The sequence below is a fragment of the Bacillus sp. VA13 genome (genome assembly GCF_055710085.1).
In genome coordinates this window covers 1-21242 of sequence record NZ_JBVQPP010000001.1, presented here as the reverse complement: position 1 = coordinate 21242, position 21242 = coordinate 1, and the positions used below count along the sequence as shown (strand labels likewise).

General features: G+C 41.6%; 26 protein-coding genes. 11 read left to right on the top strand and 15 right to left on the bottom strand.

Annotation, left to right across the window (positions count from 1 at the left end; translation table 11 throughout):
* Positions 1-69: 69 nt before the first annotated feature.
* From ftsW to glsA, 3 genes are all read right to left on the bottom strand, one after another.
* Entirely contained in the window at positions 70-1281 is a 1212-nt protein-coding gene (gene ftsW, locus AC0C66_RS00130) for a cell division protein FtsW (RefSeq protein ID WP_072183310.1), read from the bottom strand.
* 200 nt (positions 1282-1481) lie between these two features.
* Positions 1482-1763, bottom strand: coding sequence for an Fpa/YlaN family protein (locus AC0C66_RS00125; RefSeq protein ID WP_003221339.1), 282 nt, complete (start codon positions 1761-1763; stop codon positions 1482-1484).
* Between the two features lie 97 nt (positions 1764-1860).
* Complete coding sequence (gene glsA, locus AC0C66_RS00120) at positions 1861-2790, bottom strand: glutaminase A (protein WP_072566224.1); 930 nt, start codon at positions 2788-2790, stop codon at positions 1861-1863.
* A 102-nt stretch (positions 2791-2892) separates the two neighbouring features.
* Here glsA and AC0C66_RS00115 point away from each other — a divergent pair, with 102 nt between their 5' ends.
* Positions 2893-3378, top strand: a complete 486-nt coding sequence (locus AC0C66_RS00115) for a hypothetical protein (RefSeq protein WP_014113679.1) — start codon at positions 2893-2895, stop codon at positions 3376-3378.
* A gap of 2 nt (positions 3379-3380) precedes the next feature.
* On the opposite strand, the gene AC0C66_RS00110 is transcribed toward AC0C66_RS00115, so the two are convergent.
* Positions 3381-4709, bottom strand: a complete 1329-nt coding sequence (locus AC0C66_RS00110; protein ID WP_014113678.1) for a PhoH family protein — start codon at positions 4707-4709, stop codon at positions 3381-3383.
* Positions 4710-4864: 155 nt separating this feature from the next.
* On the opposite strand from AC0C66_RS00110, the gene AC0C66_RS00105 reads away from it, so the two are divergent.
* Both AC0C66_RS00105 and AC0C66_RS00100 read left to right on the top strand, forming a co-directional pair.
* The gene (locus AC0C66_RS00105) at positions 4865-5494 is read left to right on the top strand and encodes a YhcN/YlaJ family sporulation lipoprotein (protein ID WP_014113677.1); all 630 of its coding nucleotides are present in this window, start codon (positions 4865-4867) and stop codon (positions 5492-5494) included.
* 82 nt (positions 5495-5576) lie between these two features.
* Complete coding sequence (locus AC0C66_RS00100) at positions 5577-5786, top strand: YlaI family protein (RefSeq protein WP_072183306.1); 210 nt, start codon at positions 5577-5579, stop codon at positions 5784-5786.
* 56 nt (positions 5787-5842) lie between these two features.
* On the opposite strand, the gene AC0C66_RS00095 is transcribed toward AC0C66_RS00100, so the two are convergent.
* A complete protein-coding gene (locus AC0C66_RS00095) occupies positions 5843-6160 on the bottom strand; it encodes a YlaH-like family protein (RefSeq protein ID WP_014113676.1) in 318 nt (105 codons plus the stop codon).
* Positions 6161-6215: 55 nt separating this feature from the next.
* The gene (gene typA / locus AC0C66_RS00090; RefSeq protein WP_014113675.1) at positions 6216-8054 is read right to left on the bottom strand and encodes a translational GTPase TypA; all 1839 of its coding nucleotides are present in this window, start codon (positions 8052-8054) and stop codon (positions 6216-6218) included.
* 112 nt (positions 8055-8166) lie between these two features.
* On the opposite strand from typA, the gene AC0C66_RS00085 reads away from it, so the two are divergent.
* Entirely contained in the window at positions 8167-8355 is a 189-nt protein-coding gene (locus tag AC0C66_RS00085) for a YlaF family protein (RefSeq protein ID WP_003221324.1), read from the top strand.
* Positions 8356-8627: 272 nt separating this feature from the next.
* A complete protein-coding gene (locus AC0C66_RS00080; RefSeq protein WP_088679064.1) occupies positions 8628-9239 on the top strand; it encodes a hypothetical protein in 612 nt (203 codons plus the stop codon).
* Between the two features lie 40 nt (positions 9240-9279).
* Here the strand turns inward: AC0C66_RS00080 and AC0C66_RS00075 are convergent, their stop codons facing one another.
* Genes AC0C66_RS00075 through AC0C66_RS00060 form a run of 4 tightly spaced genes read right to left on the bottom strand, consistent with a single transcriptional unit; the run spans position 9280 to position 12290 of the window.
* Entirely contained in the window at positions 9280-9573 is a 294-nt protein-coding gene (locus tag AC0C66_RS00075; protein ID WP_072183304.1) for a zf-HC2 domain-containing protein, read from the bottom strand.
* Positions 9570-10091, bottom strand: a complete 522-nt coding sequence (gene ylaC, locus AC0C66_RS00070; protein WP_041521160.1) for an RNA polymerase sigma factor YlaC — start codon at positions 10089-10091, stop codon at positions 9570-9572. The genes AC0C66_RS00075 and ylaC overlap by 4 nt, the downstream gene beginning before the upstream one ends.
* A complete protein-coding gene (locus AC0C66_RS00065) occupies positions 10091-10360 on the bottom strand; it encodes a hypothetical protein (RefSeq protein ID WP_072183303.1) in 270 nt (89 codons plus the stop codon). Before AC0C66_RS00065 ends, ylaC begins: the two co-directional genes overlap by 1 nt.
* Positions 10350-12290 carry a hypothetical protein gene (locus tag AC0C66_RS00060; protein ID WP_072183302.1) on the bottom strand — a complete coding sequence of 647 codons (1941 nt, stop codon included), beginning with the start codon at positions 12288-12290 and terminating at the stop codon, positions 10350-10352. Before AC0C66_RS00060 ends, AC0C66_RS00065 begins: the two co-directional genes overlap by 11 nt.
* Before the next feature lie 288 nt (positions 12291-12578).
* Here AC0C66_RS00060 and nprE point away from each other — a divergent pair, with 288 nt between their 5' ends.
* Positions 12579-14144, top strand: a complete 1566-nt coding sequence (nprE, locus tag AC0C66_RS00055) for a neutral metalloprotease NprE (protein WP_072183576.1) — start codon at positions 12579-12581, stop codon at positions 14142-14144.
* Between the two features lie 438 nt (positions 14145-14582).
* On the top strand, positions 14583-15497 hold the full coding sequence (locus tag AC0C66_RS00050) for a class I SAM-dependent methyltransferase (RefSeq protein ID WP_088679062.1): 915 nt from the start codon (positions 14583-14585) through the stop codon (positions 15495-15497).
* 76 nt (positions 15498-15573) lie between these two features.
* Here the strand turns inward: AC0C66_RS00050 and AC0C66_RS00045 are convergent, their stop codons facing one another.
* The 3 genes from AC0C66_RS00045 to AC0C66_RS00035 all read right to left on the bottom strand — a co-directional run bounded on the left by AC0C66_RS00045 (position 15574) and on the right by AC0C66_RS00035 (position 17151).
* On the bottom strand, positions 15574-16002 hold the full coding sequence (locus AC0C66_RS00045) for a GNAT family N-acetyltransferase (protein WP_461845546.1): 429 nt from the start codon (positions 16000-16002) through the stop codon (positions 15574-15576).
* A 25-nt stretch (positions 16003-16027) separates the two neighbouring features.
* Complete coding sequence (gene suhB / locus AC0C66_RS00040) at positions 16028-16825, bottom strand: inositol-1-monophosphatase (protein WP_014113666.1); 798 nt, start codon at positions 16823-16825, stop codon at positions 16028-16030.
* A 137-nt stretch (positions 16826-16962) separates the two neighbouring features.
* On the bottom strand, positions 16963-17151 hold the full coding sequence (locus tag AC0C66_RS00035; protein ID WP_009967148.1) for a hypothetical protein: 189 nt from the start codon (positions 17149-17151) through the stop codon (positions 16963-16965).
* Between the two features lie 239 nt (positions 17152-17390).
* Between AC0C66_RS00035 and AC0C66_RS00030 the strand changes: the two genes are divergently transcribed.
* Positions 17391-18029 carry a YktB family protein gene (locus tag AC0C66_RS00030; RefSeq protein ID WP_003221304.1) on the top strand — a complete coding sequence of 213 codons (639 nt, stop codon included), beginning with the start codon at positions 17391-17393 and terminating at the stop codon, positions 18027-18029.
* 31 nt (positions 18030-18060) lie between these two features.
* Here AC0C66_RS00030 and AC0C66_RS00025 read toward each other — a convergent pair whose 3' ends face one another.
* Entirely contained in the window at positions 18061-18327 is a 267-nt protein-coding gene (locus AC0C66_RS00025; protein ID WP_003221303.1) for a UPF0223 family protein, read from the bottom strand.
* A gap of 184 nt (positions 18328-18511) precedes the next feature.
* On the opposite strand from AC0C66_RS00025, the gene speA reads away from it, so the two are divergent.
* Entirely contained in the window at positions 18512-19984 is a 1473-nt protein-coding gene (gene speA / locus AC0C66_RS00020) for an arginine decarboxylase (RefSeq protein WP_014113664.1), read from the top strand.
* Positions 19985-20018: 34 nt separating this feature from the next.
* Here speA and AC0C66_RS00015 read toward each other — a convergent pair whose 3' ends face one another.
* On the bottom strand, positions 20019-20138 hold the full coding sequence (locus tag AC0C66_RS00015; RefSeq protein ID WP_003232305.1) for a GapA-binding peptide SR1P: 120 nt from the start codon (positions 20136-20138) through the stop codon (positions 20019-20021).
* Positions 20139-20560: 422 nt separating this feature from the next.
* On the opposite strand from AC0C66_RS00015, the gene slp reads away from it, so the two are divergent.
* Both slp and AC0C66_RS00005 read left to right on the top strand, forming a co-directional pair.
* Positions 20561-20935, top strand: a complete 375-nt coding sequence (slp, locus tag AC0C66_RS00010; protein WP_061187393.1) for a peptidoglycan-associated lipoprotein Slp — start codon at positions 20561-20563, stop codon at positions 20933-20935.
* A gap of 113 nt (positions 20936-21048) precedes the next feature.
* Positions 21049-21242: helix-turn-helix domain-containing protein (locus tag AC0C66_RS00005; RefSeq protein ID WP_472973462.1), on the top strand; the 194-nt coding region annotated here is incomplete at its 3' end.

Below are 21242 nucleotides of genomic sequence, written 5' to 3'. Positions count from 1 at the left end.
TCTCCCCCTTACCCGAATGGAATATAATCTATCATAGCGGAATACCCTTCCCCTGTACACACTTGTTTTTTACAGATAAACAGTTTTTTTGAGCTGTTTCTTTTTCATTCCCTTCGGCGCCAAGGGCTCTCTCTTTTTCTTATTCTCTGAATATTTCACAAACATGCTGATATTCGCTAATATCCCCATACTCGCTAGCAGCAGTACTAGAGAAGAGCCCCCGTAACTGATAAATGGCAGCGTAACCCCTGTAATCGGAATTAATCCGCTGACTCCGCCAAGGTTAATAAACGATTGTATGGCAATCATGCTCGAAATGCCGATCGCTAGAAGACTCCCAAACGGGTCCTCGCATTTTCTGGCTATATAAAACCCTTTTATTACGATAAAGCCCAATAGAAAAATCACAAACAATACCCCAAAAATACCTAGTTCTTCAGCAATGACAGCCATAATAAAGTCAGTGTGTGATTCAGGCAGATATCCGTATTTTTGGATACTTTCACCGAGCCCCAGACCGAAAATGCCGCCTGAGCCGATCGCATAATAAGAATTGATCACTTGTAAACCTGATGAATTTGCATACTTAAATGGGTCTTCAAGACTCTCAAAACGTGCCAAACGGCCTTCAGTTAAAATTTTGTCCTGATTTAAATAAATAATCGGGCTGACTAAAATTAAAACAATACCGCCCAGCAAAACAAGCTTCACCAGCGTCTTTCCACTGAAACCGGAGCACAAGATCATGCACGTCGCAATTAGGCCGATAATCATGGCTGTACCAAAATCTGGCTGCATGGCAATTAACCCGCAAATCACAAGCGTCATGACAACCGGAGGGGCTACTCCCGTTAACAGATGGTCGATATAGCTTTGTTTTTTGGCATATACGGCTGCAAGATATAAAATCACGACCAGTTTAACAAATTCCCCCGGCTGGATACTCATTCCGCCGATTTTAAACCAGCTTTGCGCGTTTCCGGCGACATGCCCGAATACAAACAGCGAGATAAGCGCAAAAACAGAAACAAGCAGTATCGTCTTCTGAAACTTTTGATGGGCCAGTGCTTTGTAAGGAAACAAAGCCATGAGAATAAAAAGAGCGCCACCCGCAATTAAAGCAAATAGCTGCCGCATGAAGAAAAAATTACTGCTTACCCCGTATCGAGAGACAGCCGTAATCATGCTTGAGCTGTATACCATCACTAAACCGAATCCGCATAGTAAAACAATTGCGAATATCAGTGAGTAATCATAAGATTTGAGCATTTTTTTTAACATAACATCCTCTTCCCTGCTTCTAACTTCCATTATCTATGGTTTTTATGTATTTATCTTTTTTATTTTACTACAATTTATCAAACGAGACGAAGAATCTCTATACGATTCGGAAGGAATGTGTAAAAAAAGACCGTCTTTAATGAGAGAAAATTAGCGGTTATAAAAAAACCCAAACTGTTAATAAGTTTGAGTTTTATCATTTATTTACCTGTAAACGCGTCATGCAAAGCAGACAATTCGCGCTCCAATGTGTATAAAAGGTCTTTACCGTCTTTTTCATCAACCAATCCCAGGCGGACAGCAAAATCGATTTCCCTCGAAAGCCCGAACATTTGAGTATCTAAAACCTCTTCATATAGAGGACATTGAGGCATCGTTAAGTTATCCATTTGTACTCGGATCAGCTTCAAAATCTTCTCAGCGTCTACTTTTAAGAGTTCAAAAGCTTTTTGCCGATGGTCAACTATCATCTCTGAAGCCAAAAGTATCCCTCCGTTCCCCAGGCGAGTACCTAATTCTTCTATTTATCATAAAGGGTATCAGCAGAAAATGCAAGAGGATTTAAGCAGATGACATAAATTAAAAAATACTCAGCCTGTACATCTCAGACATTATTTCCAAAAGCTTTACACCTGCAATGCTGTTCCCTTTTTCGTCCAATGCCGGGCCAAAAATGCCGATCCCGAAATCGTAGGGTGAAAGGCCCATAATCCCTCCGGATACGCCGCTTTTTGCAGGAATTCCGACCTTAATTGCAAATTCCCCGCTTGCATTGTACATTCCGCACGTCACCATAAATGTTTTGCAAATCCTGGCGACATCTTTTGGGATGATTTGCTCTCCAGTCTCAGGTTGTCTGCCGTTCAGCGCAAATACAGATCCGATTTTCGCCAAATCCAGACTGTTCATCTCTATCGCGCATTGCTTCGTGTATAAATCCATTACCGCTTCTACATCATCCTCAAAAATGCCGTACTGCTTCATATAATAACACATTGCCCGATTAATCATTGATGTGCTGTATTCGGATTGAGCCACTTCCCGGCAGTAAGTAATCTCTTGGTTGTTTGTCAGTCTTCTGATAAAAGAAAGTAAATAATCAAGTCTCTCTTTCACCGTTTTCCCTCTAATCAAGCTTGTCACTACCAAAGCCCCGGCATTGATCATAGGGTTTAACGGCTTACTCGGATTCACTGTTTCCAGCTTGATAATTGAGTTAAACGGATCACCGGTCGGCTCCTGTCCAACATAGCTGAAGACCTTATCTTTGCCGTGTTCCATTAATACCAAAGCAAGTGAGAGGACTTTCGATATACTTTGAAGTGTAAATGTTTTTTCTACGTCACCTGCTGACAGACAAATATTATTGGAATAATAAATCGCCACTGACAGATCGTGTTTATCGGCTTTTGCCAAGGCAGGAATATAGCTGGCTACCTCCCCCTTATCCGTCACCTTTTTCGCCTCTTTTACTAAGGCTTCAAGCTCGTCATTATGCCGGCATACCATGCAACCACCCTCGCTCCCTGAGCATTTCAATATACATAATTTGTACACAAAGTGACAATTCATGCGAAAACTTTTATAATTTTGAGAGAAGGGGGTTATATCATGAGCGTTATACAAGTAAAAGGCAATGTTACATATCCGATCACCATTGATCCAAGCGTATGGATTTTTGATGATCGCAAATTTTCGTTTGACCGCAAAGGGGCAAGTCAAGACTCACATTTACAATCAGCCGGGGATGAATCCGATCTTGATCCTGAACGCGTCATCAGAGAGGGCCGGATTGCGCCGCCGACATTAAAGACGGAAAAACAATACGAGAAGCAAAAACTGATGAACGGCAGCTTTGCAATGAAACTTGGGACTGTGCTGAAAAATGCCGAGCCGCCCAGCTCTGCGACACAATGCGTATTTGTCACAAGTTCGGGAAAGGCCGCCGTTCCTCTGGAAACCGCTCTGAACAGTATTGTTCATTTCAGTGAGGCAGGCAAGCCGATTCAAGAAGGCGGCCCCGTTCATATTTACTTTGAAGATCCAGTTGATCACAAACAGCCCATCACCGATATAAAAGAAATCGAAATCATTTAGTATTACAGCAAGTCAGCTGCAAGCTGGGCGAGGCCTGATCTCTCACCTTTTAACAGCTTCACGCTGCCTGAGATGGGTTGTCCTTTAAACCGCTCAACCACATAGGCCAAACCATTGTTCAGACTGTCTAAATATGGGTGATCAATTTGTTCAGGATCGCCCATTAAGACAATTTTACTCCCCTCACCGACTCTCGTCAGCAGTGTTTTTACCTCATGCCTGGTCAAATTTTGCGCTTCATCAATAATAATAAATTGATCTGGAATGCTTCTCCCCCTGATATAAGTCAGCGCCTCTACCTGAATTGAGCCAATACCCGCCAGAATGGCCTCAAGCTCCCCCGGTTTTTTCGCATTAAACAGAAACTCCAAGTTGTCAAAAATCGGCTGCATCCAAGGCTTTAGCTTTTCCTCTTTTTCGCCCGGCAAGTACCCGATGTCTTTGCCAACAGGAACAATCGGTCTCGCCACGACCAGCTTTTTGTATATTCCTAAGTCTTCTGTCTGTAATAGTCCCGCTGCCAATGCTAAAAGCGTCTTGCCGGTTCCCGCTTTTCCGATCAGGGTGACAAGCGGAATATCTTCACGCAGCAAAAGCTCTAATGCCATTGTCTGCTGAACATTTTTCGGCCTGATTCCCCATATATGTTCATCATCAAATACGAGTCTTTTTAATACCGTTCCGGTTTTATCTGCAATTCCGACTGCAGAGGAGGATCCTCCCAGCTCATCCTTCATTAATGCGAATTGATTCGGATAAAACGCGTGCTGTTTTATATCATTTACTGAAATTTGATTTTTACCATAAAAAGAGTTGAACAGCTGCTGGCTGATATATAAATCCTTATAGCCGCTGTACATTTCATCATTGTCCACGACCCGGTCATTTAAGAAATCTTCGGCAAGCAGTCCGATTGCGTCCGCTTTCACTCTGACAAGTACATCCTTGCTGACGAGGATAACCGGTCTGCCATTCTCCTTCGTTTCTTCCTCGAGGCTTAAGTTTTTCGCAACGGCTAATATGCGATTATCGTTCGTCTTTTCAATAAAGATCTCTTGCAGCTGGTGAAACGAACGATGATTCAGTTCAATTCTCAGTGTGCCGCCCGTGTCGAGCGGAACATGCTCATGCAGCCTGCCCTTTTGTCTTAGCGCATCAATCAGCTTAGATACGTGCCTTGCATTCCTCCCAACTTCGTCCATATACCGTTTCTTTGAATCAACCTCTTCTAATACGACAGCAGGGATGACAACCTCATTTTCTTCAAAAGAAAATATCGCGTTAGGATCCTGTAATAACACATTCGTATCTAACACATAAATTTTACTCAAGTCTCAGCCTCCTGATATAAGGGTCAAAGTTCTTCCTGCTTCTCTTACGATGAAAAAAGGTGAATGCCTGCTAAAATATATGTTTTTGTGCATAAAGATAGAAGGTTAATTCAACAATAAAATTAATGAATGCATTTCAAGGAGGGAACCCGCAAGTGCGAATTCTTTTCATTCTCATACAGCTGACGCTTATCCTGTCCGCATGTGCCTACCAACAAGGAAAACAGGATCAGAATGTTGAAAAAGAATCAACAAGACAGCAGGAAACCAAACCGATTCACGTAAAGGACACAACTCAGGAGACAAAAGACAATGGAACAAGAACGGATATTGCCAAGCATCTTGTCAGCGTTGCTGAAAAAAATCCCGATGTCAAGGATGCAACAGCCGTTGTGCTTGGAGGTTATGCCGTTGTTGGAATTGATGTCGATGATACTTTGGATAGAAGCAAAGTGGAAACGATTAAATATTCTGTGGCACAGGCTTTAAAAAATGATCGATATGGTGCCAACGCAGTTGTCATTGCTGACCCAGATACGGTCAGCCGCCTGAATGAAATGAGCAGAGAAATCAGTAAAGGCCGTCCGGTAACAGGCATACTAGATGAATTAGCTGCGATTGTCGGCCGAGTGCTTCCAGAAGTTCCTAACGATGTGATTGACAATGAAGACGAGCCGCAAACAAAGCAGCAAAATGACCAATTAAACAGAAAGCAGCAGCAGGAAATGGAAAAGGAGCAAAACGATCAATCTGATCATCATATGAAAAAGAATAACAATGATTAAGCTATAGCCTCGCGCTTTAGCTTTTTCTTATTTTGGACAGCTTCTGATCCGTGCTATAATACATATTAGTGAAAGAGGTGATATGATGAGGGTCCAATGTTCTATTTGCGATAAAATTGAAACAATTGATGATGATACCCTGATCGCGAAACGGCTTCGAAACCGCCCAATCCATACATATATGTGCCAGGAATGCCACGACCGGATTGCCCAAAAAACAGAAGAACGGCTGAAAACGGGAAAATTCACTTTTCACCCGGGACAGCAAAAAAAAGAAAAAGTCAAAAAATAAAGCAGCCGCTTTACCATACACACACAAAAAAGACTCAGCTTCTCAGCTGAGTCTTTTTATGATTTTGCAGACTGTCCCTTTTTCGACTGATACAGCCGAATTTTGTAAATGATTAAAATCATCGCAGCGACGACCAACCCCTCTGCCACGGGCAAAAACACTCCTAAAAAGGTCAAAACAGTGCAGCCCAAAGCCAGAAATACATACACCACTGCTGATTTTAATACCGGAAGCCGTTTAGCAAATCCAAGCTTAAATACAATAACAGCCAACACAAAAATCGTGCCGTACAGCAGCCACATGCCTGCCGCAGGCTGCCGGTCTACTTGATATAGAGCGGCGAAGAACGACAGGCGTTCGCTTACATCATTCAAAAAGATTCCCTCCCCTGCAAAGTGCGGGTTCTATCTTTTCAAATTCTGCAAGAGATTAAGACAATCCTGCTGTTTTTTTCTTTTTAGCCGCTTTTTCACGTTCGTTTTTATTGAGGATTTTCTTTCTTAAACGGATGGATTCAGGCGTTACTTCACAGTATTCATCTTCGTTTAAGTACTCTAGAGATTCCTCAAGAGACATGATGCGCGCTTTTTTAATTGTAGTTGTCTGATCCTTTGTCGCAGAGCGGACGTTCGTCTGCTGTTTCATTTTGCTGACGTTAACAACAAGGTCGTTGTCACGGTTATGCTCTCCAACGATCATTCCTTCGTATACTTCAGTACCCGGCTCAACGAAGATGACACCGCGGTCTTCAATTCCTTGAATACCATAAGATGTCGCTTTTCCGTTTTCCATTGATACAAGCACACCCTGGCGGCGTCCGCCGACTTGGCCCGCCTGCATCGGCTGGTAGCTGTCAAAGGTATGGTTCAGAATACCGAATCCGCGTGTTAATGATAGGAACTCTGTGGAGTACCCGATCAATCCGCGGGAAGGAACTGTAAAGATGAGACGGACTTGGCCGTTTCCATTGTTGATCATATCAATCATTTCGCCTTTGCGGGCACCCATTGATTCCATCACTGAGCCTGTATGCTCTTCCGGAACATCGATTTGTACACGCTCAACAGGCTCACAGCGTACGCCGTCGATTTCTTTGATGATAACTTCAGGTTTTGAAACTTGAAGCTCATAGCCTTCACGGCGCATATTTTCAATTAAAATTGACAAGTGAAGTTCACCGCGTCCGGAAACAACCCAAGCATCAGGAGAAGCGGTTGGCTCAACACGCAAGCTCACATCCGTTTGAAGCTGAGACTGAAGACGCTCTTCGATTTTGCGGGCTGTTACATATTTGCCTTCACGGCCTGCAAACGGACTGTTATTCACGACAAATGTCATTTGAAGTGTCGGTTCATCAATGCGAAGCACTGGAAGAGGATCTTGATGGTCTACAGGACAGACCGTTTCACCAACGTTAATATCTTCCATGCCGGAAACCGCTACGAGGTCTCCTGCTTTTGCTTCTTCAATTTCCACACGCTTTAAGCCTTGGAAACCGAAAATCTTTGTTACACGGAATGACTTAGCCGTTCCGTCAAGCTTCATAAGAGAAACCTGTTGACCGACTTTCATCGTGCCGCGGAATACGCGTCCGATTCCGATACGGCCTACATAGTCGTTGTAGTCAAGAAGGGCAACTTGGAATTGAAGCGGCTCCTCTTCATTATCAACAGGTGCCGGAACATGCTTAATGATGGTTTCATATAAAGCTTCCATGTTTTCATCCTGCTGTTTCGGATCAAGACTCGCAGTTCCATTAATCGCGGAAGCATATACCACTGGGAACTCGAGCTGCTCTTCATTGGCATCAAGCTCAATGAACAGATCAAGAACCTCATCGATAACTTCCTCAGGACGGGCAAAGTCACGGTCAATTTTGTTTACAACAACAACCGGGTTCAGATTTTGTTCAAGAGCTTTTTTCAGAACGAAACGTGTTTGAGGCATACAGCCTTCATATGCGTCAACGACAAGCAGTACACCGTCAACCATTTTCATAATTCGTTCTACTTCTCCCCCAAAGTCTGCGTGTCCAGGGGTATCCAAAATATTAATGCGTGTATCTTTATAGTTAATCGCAGTATTTTTCGCCAAAATTGTAATGCCGCGTTCGCGTTCAAGATCATTAGAGTCCATTGCGCGTTCAGCAACCTGTTCGTTGGCACGGAACGTACCAGCCTGATGTAAAAGCTGATCGACTAGAGTCGTTTTCCCATGGTCAACGTGGGCAATAATCGCGATGTTGCGAAGATCATTTCGAAGTTTCACTTTTTCATCTCCTAATAAAATTAAATAACTTTCATATTATACCACACATCCTCTTTAAAAGCGTCACGTTTTTCTGTAAACTTAATATAAGTCGTAAAAGGGGATGGAAAACATGAAAAAAATGAATTGGCTTTTACTATTATTTGCATTTGCAGCAGTTTTCAGTATTATGCTGATCGGCGTCTTTATCGCTGAAAAAAGCGCTGCAGGCATTATCGCCAGCATTGTGCTTGTTTGTGCCGTAATGGGCGGCGGATTTACATTAAAAAAGAAAATGCGCGAGCAAGGCTTGCTTGATTAAAAGCATTGCCCCGCTGAAGACATTGTAATCAAAAAAACACCGCAAAGAAGCGGTGTTTTTCATTTCATTAAGTCTTATCTCCCCTGTTTCTTAGTCGGGAAGGTGCAAAACAGCATTCATACATAGACAATCGTTCTAACAATGACACATGTGACCGGCAAAAAGTAGTTCGGCAACGATATACATAAAATACCATAAAACCTATTTTTCCGACGCCACTCTATCCCTATAATGGAATTCGTAGCACAATTCATAAAAGGGAGAGAAGAAACATGAAGAAAACATTTGTAAAAAAAGCGATGCTAACGACTGCCGCAATGACCTCAGCTGCTCTATTAACGTTCGGCCCTGATGCAGCCAGCGCAAAAACAATGGTTGATAACTCCAATGTTCATGTGCAGCATCAGACAATCACAAATGAAGATCTCAATATATACATTGATTTATTAAATCAATGTATATACGAACAAGACGGTGTGTATTATTTTGACAGTGAAAAAGCTGTCGAGTTAGGAATGACAAAAGAAGAGGCTCAAGTAATCGCAACTCTCTGGGAGTCGACATCAGAATTTTTCAGCGTTGTTTCACAATGTGTGTATGTCGAAGATGGACATTACACATTTGATACAGAAAAAGCAATTGAACTTGGCTTCACAGAAAAAGAAGCACTCGCACTTGAACAATTTTTCTCCGCTGTTTCTTTAAAGATTCACATTCTTCAAGCAGCAATTGTATTACAAGACGGTGTGTACAGCTATGATATAGATGCAGCGGTACAAGCAGGGGCAACACCTCTGGAAGCTGACGTTTTTGAAAAATTATTCAGTGCTCTGTCACAAGAACAGCTTACCGCAATCTACGACATGATTCATCCTCAAGCTTAAACTAAAAAGGCGCTTGCCGGAACCGGACAAGCGCTTTTCTTTATATCAGCAGTTTGATGATGAGCATCACGGCAACCGCCGCTCCAAACCAGCAGGCAGCTTTAACGATTAGCAAACCGTAGTACCTCTGTTTAAACCGCATTTCTTCTTCCAGCAGAAAAGCCTCCACAACGGCCTGTCCGCCCTCCAATTCAAAAGGCTCAGCCATCATGTCATACATTTCTCTGCAGCTGCTGCAGGTCTTTATATGCTCTTTAATGACGTGTTCCGTTTCTCTTTTACAATCACCTTCAAGATACAGAGGAAGCAGGTCTCTTACTAGAAAGCAGGTCATATCCGCTCCTCCTCTCTTCTTTTCGTCATGCTTTTCTTTAGCTCTAATCTGGCCCGGTGAAGTGTGGTTTTCACCTTTGAAAGACTCCATCCTAATATCTCAGCGATTTCTTCATAAGAAAGCTCTTGGAATTCTCTTAAAATCAAAACGGATTGATGCTGATCCTTTAACTGGAGGAGTTCCTGCCTTAGGGTTTCACTTTTTACCGTCCGCGACAGATACTGTTCAGGCTGCTCATAAGTTGTTTGCGTTAATCCTTCATTCTTGCTGATATCAGTAAATTGGTATTTGACATCCCTGCGGTACCAATTGACAAAGGTGTGATGTGCAATGGTGTAAAGCCACGTTCTGATGGAAGAATGTCCCCTAAACGAAGCCAAGCCGTTAAGAGCCTTCAAAAACGTGTCCTGCGCTAAGTCCTTGGCTGTTTCAAGGTGATGAGTCCTTCTATATAAATAATTTAAAATTTCTTGGTAATACTGTCGATACAAATCTTCAATAGAATCCCTACGCTTCATTAAAAGTAAAACCACACCGTCATCCAAATGGCCAATAATATGAAACAGATATACATGGAAGACAGGTATACTTTCATATGTCTGATTTGGCTCTCTTCTTCAGCACCCGGGCTTCTCTCTGAACAAGATTCACTCTTTAAGGATTCCGCATTCTTTTGGTATAGGGGCTCATGCTGTTTCATCCATTCCATTGATTCGTCCTCTAGCTCTCCTTCTTTATATAGGTCATATAAATCTAAAAATACAGACTCCTTTTCTTTATGTTTCATAAAGACTTTTCACCTCTTGTGTTTCTCCATCCACCACATAAGCATCATGGCGATTTGAGCCAAATGGCTGAATAATGATCAGCCATGCATAATAGCATTCATTCCCTCTTTGAACGATGATCGGACGCATTCGTTTTTTGTAAATAACATCCTGGTATGCAGAAGCTACTTTTTCATAAGCCAATTTTCCATCACGATACGTATACGGAAATGCATTATCGGGTGTATCGCTGTAAACATAAACGTTTAGCATCCCTTGATCTTCATAAAACTCATACGCATTAGAAGAATCAGAATATACCACTTTATCACTCTGCCTACTTTTTTTCTTGATTTCTGATACATCAGCACCGAAGACCAATAACATCTGCTGCAGCAGCCGGCCGTTTGTCAATGAGATATTCTTTTTCACAGGAAGCGAAAGATTTTGTAAACAGCCGGAGTCGGTCTCAAAGTTCAAAACAATTCCATCTTTTGTTTCAACTCGAACTAAGCTTCCAAGCAGGCTGTCGCTTTCAATATCTGTGATTTGATAAGGCTGTTTCGGTATTTTTAAAGCTGTAAACATTCCCTTCACTTTATCGTGTATATCTTGTTCTGTGATATGAACATGTCGAAGAGAATCAAGCTGATAAATCGAAGGGTCTTCACTAAAGCCCATTAAGGTTTCCTTTTCCCAATAAAATACTGTGCCATCATCAGCATTATCTTTTTTATGAAATTGATTTTTCAGGAATATACGAACGACTGTCTGGCCGTCTTCTTTAGATACCTTTGTTTCAATATGATCCTTATTTAACACACGTCCGTGTTGCTCAAGGAAAGCGATGGACTTCCGTACGTACTCCTGATCAGCCAGCGTCTTCCCCTTCGGCTTTTTCAAGTACTGATAATTGCGAATCATTTGGGATACTTCATCGACGTCTGCCTCATAGCTCATACTTTCAAATGAGTAGAAATAATGCACATCCATGTTTGTATCGTGCAAATACAATGTCTCATCCGCAGGAAAAAATGTCTTTAGAATCTGTTCCGCTTTTTCAGATGAAATGTGTTCTCCTACAAAATTGAATGAATCATGGACATTTGCTGGCTTTGATAAAGCGAAAGCAGCCGTTCCTAAGTTATATATTGGATTTAAGAGCAAGATAAAAAATACAATAACAGCCATCGTCAGCCACTTATACACGCGCACATAAATCTTTCCCGACTTATTAAGCAGGTGATAACTCATCAAAAATCCCGCCATTGTCAAATAAATTGTATATGGCATCACTGCACCATAGTCTTTCGAGATTTGACTGGGATACGGCGCAAGCAGCAGGACAAGCAGGGCGATAATCATCGTATAAAATAAACCTAATAAAATCTTATTTGTTCTCCAATACAGTTTGAAAAACAGTACATTCAAAACAATAGGAAGAATGATGATGAAAAACAGAAACACGAATTCAATCGGCTCGATCCCATCAGGATATTCCTTCCAATACGAAAAGAAACTGAATACCATTTGTACGATCGGCAAACTGACAACGGCAAGATCGAATGTATAAAACATGCCTTTTCCGCCATGATCACGAAGCATCAGCATATAGTGAAAAGCCGTCAGCAGAACATACCCGTATAACAAAAAATGCAGCAGCGGCAGCAGTTCATTTCCGTCCTCTCTAATGTAAGCGCTGGTGAAATTTGTTGCTTGCACCTGGTGAATGAGTTCAACAGACACCCCCGTCAGCAACAAAATTCGCAATATAACACCTGCCAAGAACATTGTGCGGTACCGGTTTATTTTAGGATGATGCACCAATAGATATAAGCCCGCCAGAACAACAATTGACCATTGGACCAGCAAGGTGCTTTGTCGGCTTAATATAAAATAACGTTCGAAATGCAATACATAATGACTGAATAACTCCAACACGAACAACAATCCTTTACTTCTTATTAAGGCCTCATCCGGTTAGACAGCCGGCTTTTCAAAAAGTTTCAATAATCAACAAACATTTCTTTTCTTTCCTTTGATATGTAAATAGACACAACACTTGCAATGAGCCATCACATGACACTTGACTCATCTTGAAATTATTTAACAAAAACAAACACAGGACAATCCTATCAATTTTGTCTAGTTATGTTAGTTTTTGTTGAGTATTCCAGAATGCTAGTTTAATATAACAATATAAAGATTTTTCAGTATTTTCAAAAAGGGGGATTTATTGTGGGTTTAGGTAAGAAATTGTCTGTTGCTGTCGCTGCTTCGTTTATGAGTTTGTCAATCAGCCTTCCTGGTGTTCAGGCTGCTGAAAGTCATCAGCTTAAAGAGAATCAAACAAATTTCCTCTCCAAAAATGCAATTGCACAATCAGAGCTCTCTGCACCAAATGACAAGGCCGTCAAACAGTTTTTGAAAAAGAACAGCAACATTTTCAAAGGTGATCCTGCCAAAAGGTTGAAGCTTGTTGAAAGCACGACTGACGCCCTTGGGTACAAGCACTTTCGATATGCGCCTGTAATCAACGGAGTGCCTATTAAAGATTCACAAGTGATCGTTCACGTCGATAAATCCGATAATGTCTATGCGGTCAATGGTGAATTACAAAATCAATCTGCTGCAAAAACAGAAAACAGCCAAAAAGTCTCTTCTGAAAAAGCGCTGGCACTCGCTTTCAAAGCCATCGACAAATCACCAGACGCTGTTTCTAACGGAACAGCCAAAAACAGCAATAAAGCCGAGTTAAAAGCCGTAGAAACAAAGGACGGCAGCTACCGTCTTGCTTACGACGTGACGATTCGCTATATCGAACCTGAACCTGCCAACTGGGAAGTCTTAGTGGATGCTGAAACAGGCAGTATATTAAAACAGCAAAACAAAGTAGAACATGCTGCTGCCACTGGAAGCGGAACAACGCTAAAGGGCGCAACTGTTCCTTTGAACATCTCTTATGAAAGCGGAAAATACGTTCTAAGAGATCTTTCAAAACCAACAGGCACTCAAATCATTACATATGACTTGCAAAACAGACAAAGCCGCCTTCCGGGAACGCTTGTCTCAAGTACAACAAATACATTCACATCTTCATCACAGCGGGCAGCCGTTGACGCCCACTATAATCTCGGTAAAGTGTACGATTATTTTTATTCGACATTTAAACGGAACAGCTATGATAACAAAGGCAGTAAAATCGTTTCTTCCGTTCACTACGGCACTCGGTACAATAATGCTGCATGGACAGGAGACCAAATGATTTACGGTGACGGCGACGGTTCATTCTTCTCTCCGCTTTCCGGCTCATTAGATGTGACAGCACATGAAATGACACATGGCGTCACTCAAGAAACGGCCAACCTGATTTATGAAAATCAGCCAGGGGCATTAAACGAATCTTTCTCTGACGTATTCGGTTATTTTAACGATACAGAAGACTGGGATATCGGTGAAGACATTACAGTCAGTCAGCCTGCTCTCCGCAGCCTGTCCAATCCAACAAAATACGATCAGCCTGACAATTACGCCAATTACAGAAACCTCCCAAATACAGATGAAGGCGATTATGGCGGCGTACACATAAACAGCGGAATTCCAAATAAAGCCGCTTACAATACCATAACAAAGCTTGGTGTCTCTAAATCACAGCAGATCTATTACCGTGCGTTAACAACGTACCTCACGCCTTCTTCGACGTTCAAAGATGCCAAGGCAGCTCTTATTCAATCTGCCCGTGATCTGTACGGGTCAACTGATGCCGCTAAAGTTGAAGCAGCCTGGAATGCTGTTGGATTGTAATGTTAAAAAAAGCCTGAGATCCCTCAGGCTTTTTTCGTTACATGTTTTGCTTTCTCTCTTCGTTGTAAGCATCATCATTCACCCCGAAAGGATGATACCATGAGAATCAGCAGCCGCTGCTGATTTGCAAAAGAGAAGTACACAGCCGCAAGCGTGCAGTACAGGAAGCAGCGATGCTGTCTTCCCCGCTCAGCTGCAAAGATGCGAAAGCAGCAGTAAGCCAACGCTGCAGTATACAATATTAATCCGGGCTAAGGGGAGATTCTTCCGGCAGACACTTGGCTCAGGTGAAATAAATGAAGATCACACGATCGAAGAAAGAGCAAAAACATTTACAAAAATTTTTATTTATGCTATAATTTACTATTAATATATTTGTAGGTATAATAAGATTCTCCTGGCCAGGGGAATCTTATTTTTTTATGGGAGGATCATTTCATGAGGAATAATGAGTCCAGCTTAACGTCTTTGGTTTCAGCTTTTGCCCGTTCATATCATAGCCGATATGACACGTCTCTCATTTTTGATGATTTTATTGCAAAAGACCTCATTAATGAAAAAGAGTTTACAAACATCAGCGAGAATATGATTCAAGGAATATCGTTTTTCAGCAAAGAGATGGCCGAACGTCTGCAGAATAATCCTGAAAAAATATTAAAATGGGTTACCCAAATCCAGCTGTCGCCTACACCCTTAGCACGTGCTGCGTATTGTGAAAAAGTTTTACACAACGAATTGTTGCTGGGGGCAAAACAGTATGTCATTCTTGGGGCCGGACTGGATACTTTCTGTTTTCGGCATCCTGAATTGGAAAACAGCTTACAAGTTTTCGAGATTGATCATCCGGCTACACAGCAATTCAAAAAAAATAAGCTGAAAGATGCAAATCTGACAATTCCGGGACATCTTCACTTTGTTCCTATGGATTTTACCAAAACGTTTTCGTATCAGCCTCTTATAGATGAAGGATTTGAAAACACAAAAACATTCTTCAGCCTTCTGGGAGTGTCTTATTATTTAACGAGAGAAGAAAATGCAAGCTTGATCAGAAATTTATTTTCTCATGTCCCATCAGGAAGCTCTATCGTTTTTGATTATGCTGACGAAACACTTTTTACAGCAAAAGGAACGTCAAATAGAGTTGAACATATGGTAAAAATGGCTGCCGCAAGCGGAGAACCGATGAAATCGTGTTTCACTTATCAAGAAATTGAAATTCAGTTAGAATCATCAGGTTTACTTATCTATGAACATCTATCACCAGACGATATTAATGACCAATTCTTCAACAATCGAACAGACGATTTGTCAGCGTTTGAAACGATTCATTATATTCATGCGGTGAAAAAATAATTTTTTATCATCAGATGCCTCTCAATTTTTGGGAGGCTTTTTATGGTACTGGCATACAACAAATAAGCTGCCGTTATCAGACGGCAGCTTCTGCTAAAGGCTTCACCATGATCATAAATGATTTGCCTGTCTCATCTTTCTCCGTTTTCAGCTGTTCAAAGCCGCATTGGCTCAAAAACAGTATCCATTCACTCCGGTCAATGGGAACTGCCGCAAACATCGCTTTATGTTTGGCTCCGAGCAATTTGCTGATCTGTTCAATGATCATCCTCGCATGCCCCTTTTTTTCTTCAGCCGGGTCAATCAGCACCGTTCCAAGCCACGGCTTTCTGTTGGAAGGCGCCCACTCGAGATGATAGCTGACGGCAACAGGCTGACCGTCTTTTTCCCATATAAGCCATGACCCGTTGTACATGGAGTAGGAGATCATATAGCTTTCTGCATCTTTCTCCCCAAACTCCTCCTCTTTCCATACAGGATGAGCCTCCGCGAGCTTCTCTAACAAGCAGAGGTCATCCTGTTCAAACGGCCTACTTTTGAGCATGAAGATACTCTTCAAATATCGTTTTATGTATGGATGGATTTCCGGCCAGCACACTGTGATTTTCTAAAAAGGTAAACGGCTCTCCCTCTATGGTCGTATAGATGCCCCCAACTTCATTTAACAGCACACATCCGGCTGCATAATCCCATGGTGCAAGCCGCATCGTGATGTAAGCATCTATTCTTCCTGCCGCGACATTTGCCAGCTCTAAAGCGGCAGAACCGTAGGAGCGTGTGCCTCTGACTCTTTTTACAAGGGGCGCTAACACACTTGGATCAATTCTTCTGTTTTCCGTTACCCATGTCGCATTAATGGCAAGAATCGCTTCTTCAATGGCAGTTTCTTTTAAAGGAGCCAGCTTCGTTTCATTCATATAAGCTCCTCTGCCGCTAAATGCGTGATAGAGCTCATCATGCACCACATCATAAATTAAACCGATTCTTCCTTCTCCGTTTTCAAAAATTCCAATTGAAATCGCAAAATTTCTTTGCTGATGCACAAAATTCATCGTCCCGTCAATCGGGTCGATAATCCAGACGACTCCCTCCAGTGAGTGGAGTTTGTCTCCTTGTCCTTCTTCGCCGAGTATACGGTGTCCCGGAAACGTTTCTTGAATGCGTTCAATGAAAAACTTTTCCGTTTCTTTATCAATATTGGTGACTAAATCATTCGGATTTGATTTCGTTTCAATTGTCAGGCTTTCATTCATGGATTGTTTAATTCTCGTGCCTGCTTCTCTTACCCATTTCTTTGCAATCTCATCAATTTCCGTCCAATTTGTCATTCGTGCGTACCTCTCTTCTATGTAGACCTTTATTTTATAGGATACTGATAACGGCGGTGAAAAAGCAAGGAAAATGAAAAATATCCCTTCTCACGTAAAAACGAACCATTCATGCGGTTCGTTTTCACTATCGCTTTTTACCCGTTAAGACGAATCCATTCTTTTCTGAGTCGCTCAAGTTTGTTTTTGCTTTGTTCAATCTGTTCTTCATTTTCTTTTTGCATTGCTTCATATAGGGTTGCCAATTCATAATCAACCTCTAGTCTCCAGACAGCTACACGATTGTTTTTCTCTTCCTTAAATCCCTCTTTTACAACTTGCCTCATTGTCTTTCGCCCCTTCCAGAGATCATTTGTTTGTAAAAAAGCATCCCATTTTGCCATTCAACAATGATTACTTCTTATATCGTATGATTGTTCTATTTACGCGTAACATGATTCTGAAAATTGTGTGTTTACCTATTCGTTTATTACCTCTTTTCCCCTTTCTTCAAACGCGCTCAATCTTTTTGACGCTCGTATGAACTGTGATAAAATATGTTTACTTAGCATGAAGGAGGAAAATCATGACACAAATGCGTTTTACGGAAGAAGACTTTAACACATTTACAATAGAAGGCTTAGACGCGCGCATGGAGGTATTAAAAGAGACGGTCCGTCCAAAGCTAACAGCTCTAGGCGAACATTTTGCCCCAACTTTATCAGCTTTAACCGGAGATGAAATGTTTCCTCATGTGGCCAAGCACGCAAGAAGATCCGTCAATCCCCCTGCTGACAGCTGGGTCGCATTCGCAAACAGCAAAAGAGGCTATAAAAAACTGCCGCATTTTCAGATTGGTTTATGGGAAACCCACGTATTTGTGTGGTTCGCGATTATATATGAATCCCCTATTAAAGAAGAATACGGCAAATTGCTTGAAGCGAATCAGGAAACCATTACTAAGAATATCCCTGACAGCTTCGTTTGGTCCGCAGATCACACAAAACCGGGAGTACATAAGCAGTCTGAAATGGACAAGGAACAGCTGAAGACGCTGTTTGAGCGTTTGCAGACTGTAAAAAAAGCTGAGCTGTTATGCGGCATCCAGCTTCAAAAAGAAGAAGTGCTGAATATGAATAACCAGGAATTCCTTCAGCGTATCGATGATGCCTTTAAGCAGCTTGCTTTTCTGTACCGTTTTACCCAAAAAGTATCACAAGCATAAAAAAGAGCCGGAGTATCCCCCGGCTCTTTTCTTACATCTTAATCTTCGCCTGATCAGATTCCCTCGCCTGTTTGACCGTGCGATAAGGAGAATATGTACTTTGTTCTTCAAACTCGCCGCATATCTTTTTTTCCTCAGCCTTTCCCGGTACAATTTCCTTGAAACGGCGGTAAGCTTTAAGCAGTTCTTCACGATCTGCACCTTTTTCATATGCAAGCTCAACCTGCTGGAAAAACGCGATCACATCCACTGCTTCTTCGGTTGTCCAATCTTCATTCATCGGATATTGGTATTCCATTTTCTTCACTCCTTATAGATTTGCTTCCCTTAGGAGAAAGCATCTTCATTTGATCATAAATTGTTCTTTACATTCTTTCAAGTTCATAATATAATTCATTTGTTTTACGTCTAAAAAACGGTTGAGAAACTGATTTTAATACACACTATTATGCATAGGTATGATTACAAAGGTGGGAAAACAATTGTCGCAACATGAAACACCCTTATACACAGGACTGAAAAAGCATGCAAGCAGACAGCCTGTTCAATTCCACATTCCCGGCCATAAAAAAGGGGCAGGAATGGACCCAGAATTCCGACAATTTATCGGTGAAAACGCGTTAAGCATAGATTTAATCAATATTGAACCATTAGACGACCTGCACGCGCCAAAAGGCATCATTAAACAGGCACAGGATCTGGCGGCTGAAGCATTTGGCGCAGACCACACATTTTTTTCTGTTCAAGGAACAAGCGGCGCCATTATGACAATGGTGATGGCTGTTTGCGGACCTGGGGATAAAATTATTATTCCAAGAAATGTGCACAAATCAATTATGACAGCTATTGTATTTTCCGGAGCGATCCCAATCTTTATTCATCCTGAAATTGACAATGAGTTGGGCATCTCCCACGGCATTACACTTGAATCTGCCAAACGGGCGCTTACCGAGCATCCAGATGCAAAAGGGCTTCTCGTCATCAACCCGACATATTTCGGTGTTGCAGCCGACTTAAAAAGCATCGTAGAACTCGCTCATTCGTTTGATGTGCCGGTGCTTGTTGATGAGGCACACGGCGTTCACATTCACTTTCACGATGAATTGCCGCTTTCAGCCATGCAGGCAGGAGCAGACATAGCAGCGACTAGTGTACACAAGCTGGGTGGATCACTGACGCAAAGCTCTATTTTAAACATGAGAGAGGGCCTTGTATCCAAAGACAGAGTGCAATCCATTCTGAGCATGCTGACAACAACGTCAACTTCTTATTTGCTTCTCGCCTCTCTGGATGTTGCCAGAAAACGCCTTGCGACAGAAGGCCATCAGCTTGCTGAGGAGACACTGAAGCTTGCCAACCAGACGAGAGATCGCCTCAATCAGATTGAAGGCATTTATTGTGTCGGTTCTGAGATTCTTGTTTCAAAAGCAGCTTACAGCTATGATCCGACAAAATTGATTATCTCTGTTAAAAATCTTGGACTCACAGGTCATGACGTTGAAAAATGGCTTCGTGAATCCTTTAATATTGAAGTTGAGCTTTCTGATCTGTACAATATTTTGTGTATTTTCACCCCTGGTGACAGCCAAAATGATGCAGACCGGCTTGTAGAGGCTTTAACAGAGATTGCACATCATATGTCAGAAAAAGATGTAACACATCAGCAAACTGAAGTTCTTCTCCCGGAAATTCCTTTATTGGCAATGACTCCGCGTGATGCTTTCTATGCAAATACGGAAGTCATCCCCTTAAAAGAAGCATCCGGACGGATTATCGCTGAATTTGTAATGGTATATCCTCCTGGTATTCCAATCTTCATTCCAGGTGAAATTATTACAGAAGACAACATCAGCTACATTTTCAAGAACCTTGACGCAGGTCTCCCTGTTCAAGGACCTGAAGACTCAACTTTAAACATGATCCGGGTCATCAAAGAACAAAAAGCGATTCAATAAATAAAAAGCATGCGGCTTGAGCCGCATGCTTTTTTTACTCTTCATCAACAGGACATTGACATTGTCCGCAGCATGTTCCGTATAATGTAGTCACTTTCTCATCTTCAAAGTAATGAATGGCTTCGTTGCAATCTTGGCAAACAATTGTACCCATCTCTCATTCCCCATTTCTTTGAAATTTGAAAACGCTTAATTTCTTTTGTTGCTATTATATTAATATGTCACATTTAAAATGTCAACAACAAACTGTATAACACATTTAATTTGGATGTCGTTATATATAGCGTATTTTTTCATTTTTCATCATATAATATTTTCTTTTCATACAGCAGCGTTAATCGATACATATGCCAAAACACATAACATGATTTCATGTTTTTTTGAACTTTTATGAAAGAACGCAGCAATAAATTCTATATACCCCCAGATTGCTATTTTAAACGATGGATATGATATGTAATCTCACTTTAAAAACGGTTTCAATTATATAACAATTAGGTAACAAGGAGCAGATTACGCTGCCTCTCATGATAAACTAAAGCTAGTTTACTATTGTTTATACAGAGGAGAAGATAGATGCGATATCGCGCGGTATTCCCCATACTGATAATAGTATTTGCTTTATCGGGCTGTACGCTTTCCACCATCAATCCGGTGAAAAAAAGCCGGATTGACAACATTCATCATACACAAATCCTGTTTTTTTCTGATGAGAACCAAATTGACCAGGAAGCGCCATATTACGATGCACTGCTTGATTTAGAAAAAGATTATCCCGAGCAAATAGATAAAATGAAGGTCTATGCTAACAAAGAAGGCTGGGAAGATGAGATTGAAACCGTCCCTACCCTTATGGTCGTTGATGAGCGTCATGTCGTGGTGAAAATAGAGGGATGTGTGAAAAAGAAAGAAGACATCATTAAACCATTGCAGCATGTGCTGTCAAAATAAAAAAACAGCCCCGCTTTAAGGGACTGACCCCATAAGATGAGACAAATAAAAACACCTTCAAGTTTGAAAACGGATGATTGTTATCCGACATTAGACTTGGAGGTGTTTTTTCTATGGGGACAAGAGTGAGTTATCCGGTTGAAGTGAAACAGCAGGCTGTAGAAATGAGATTGGCAGGCGTGCCTATGAAAGAGATCATGCAGAAATTGAATATTAAGAATAAGACACAGGTTCAGACATGGGTTAGATGGCATAAGGCTGGGGATATACATCGATTCGAACAGCCTGTTGGAAAGCAATACACTTA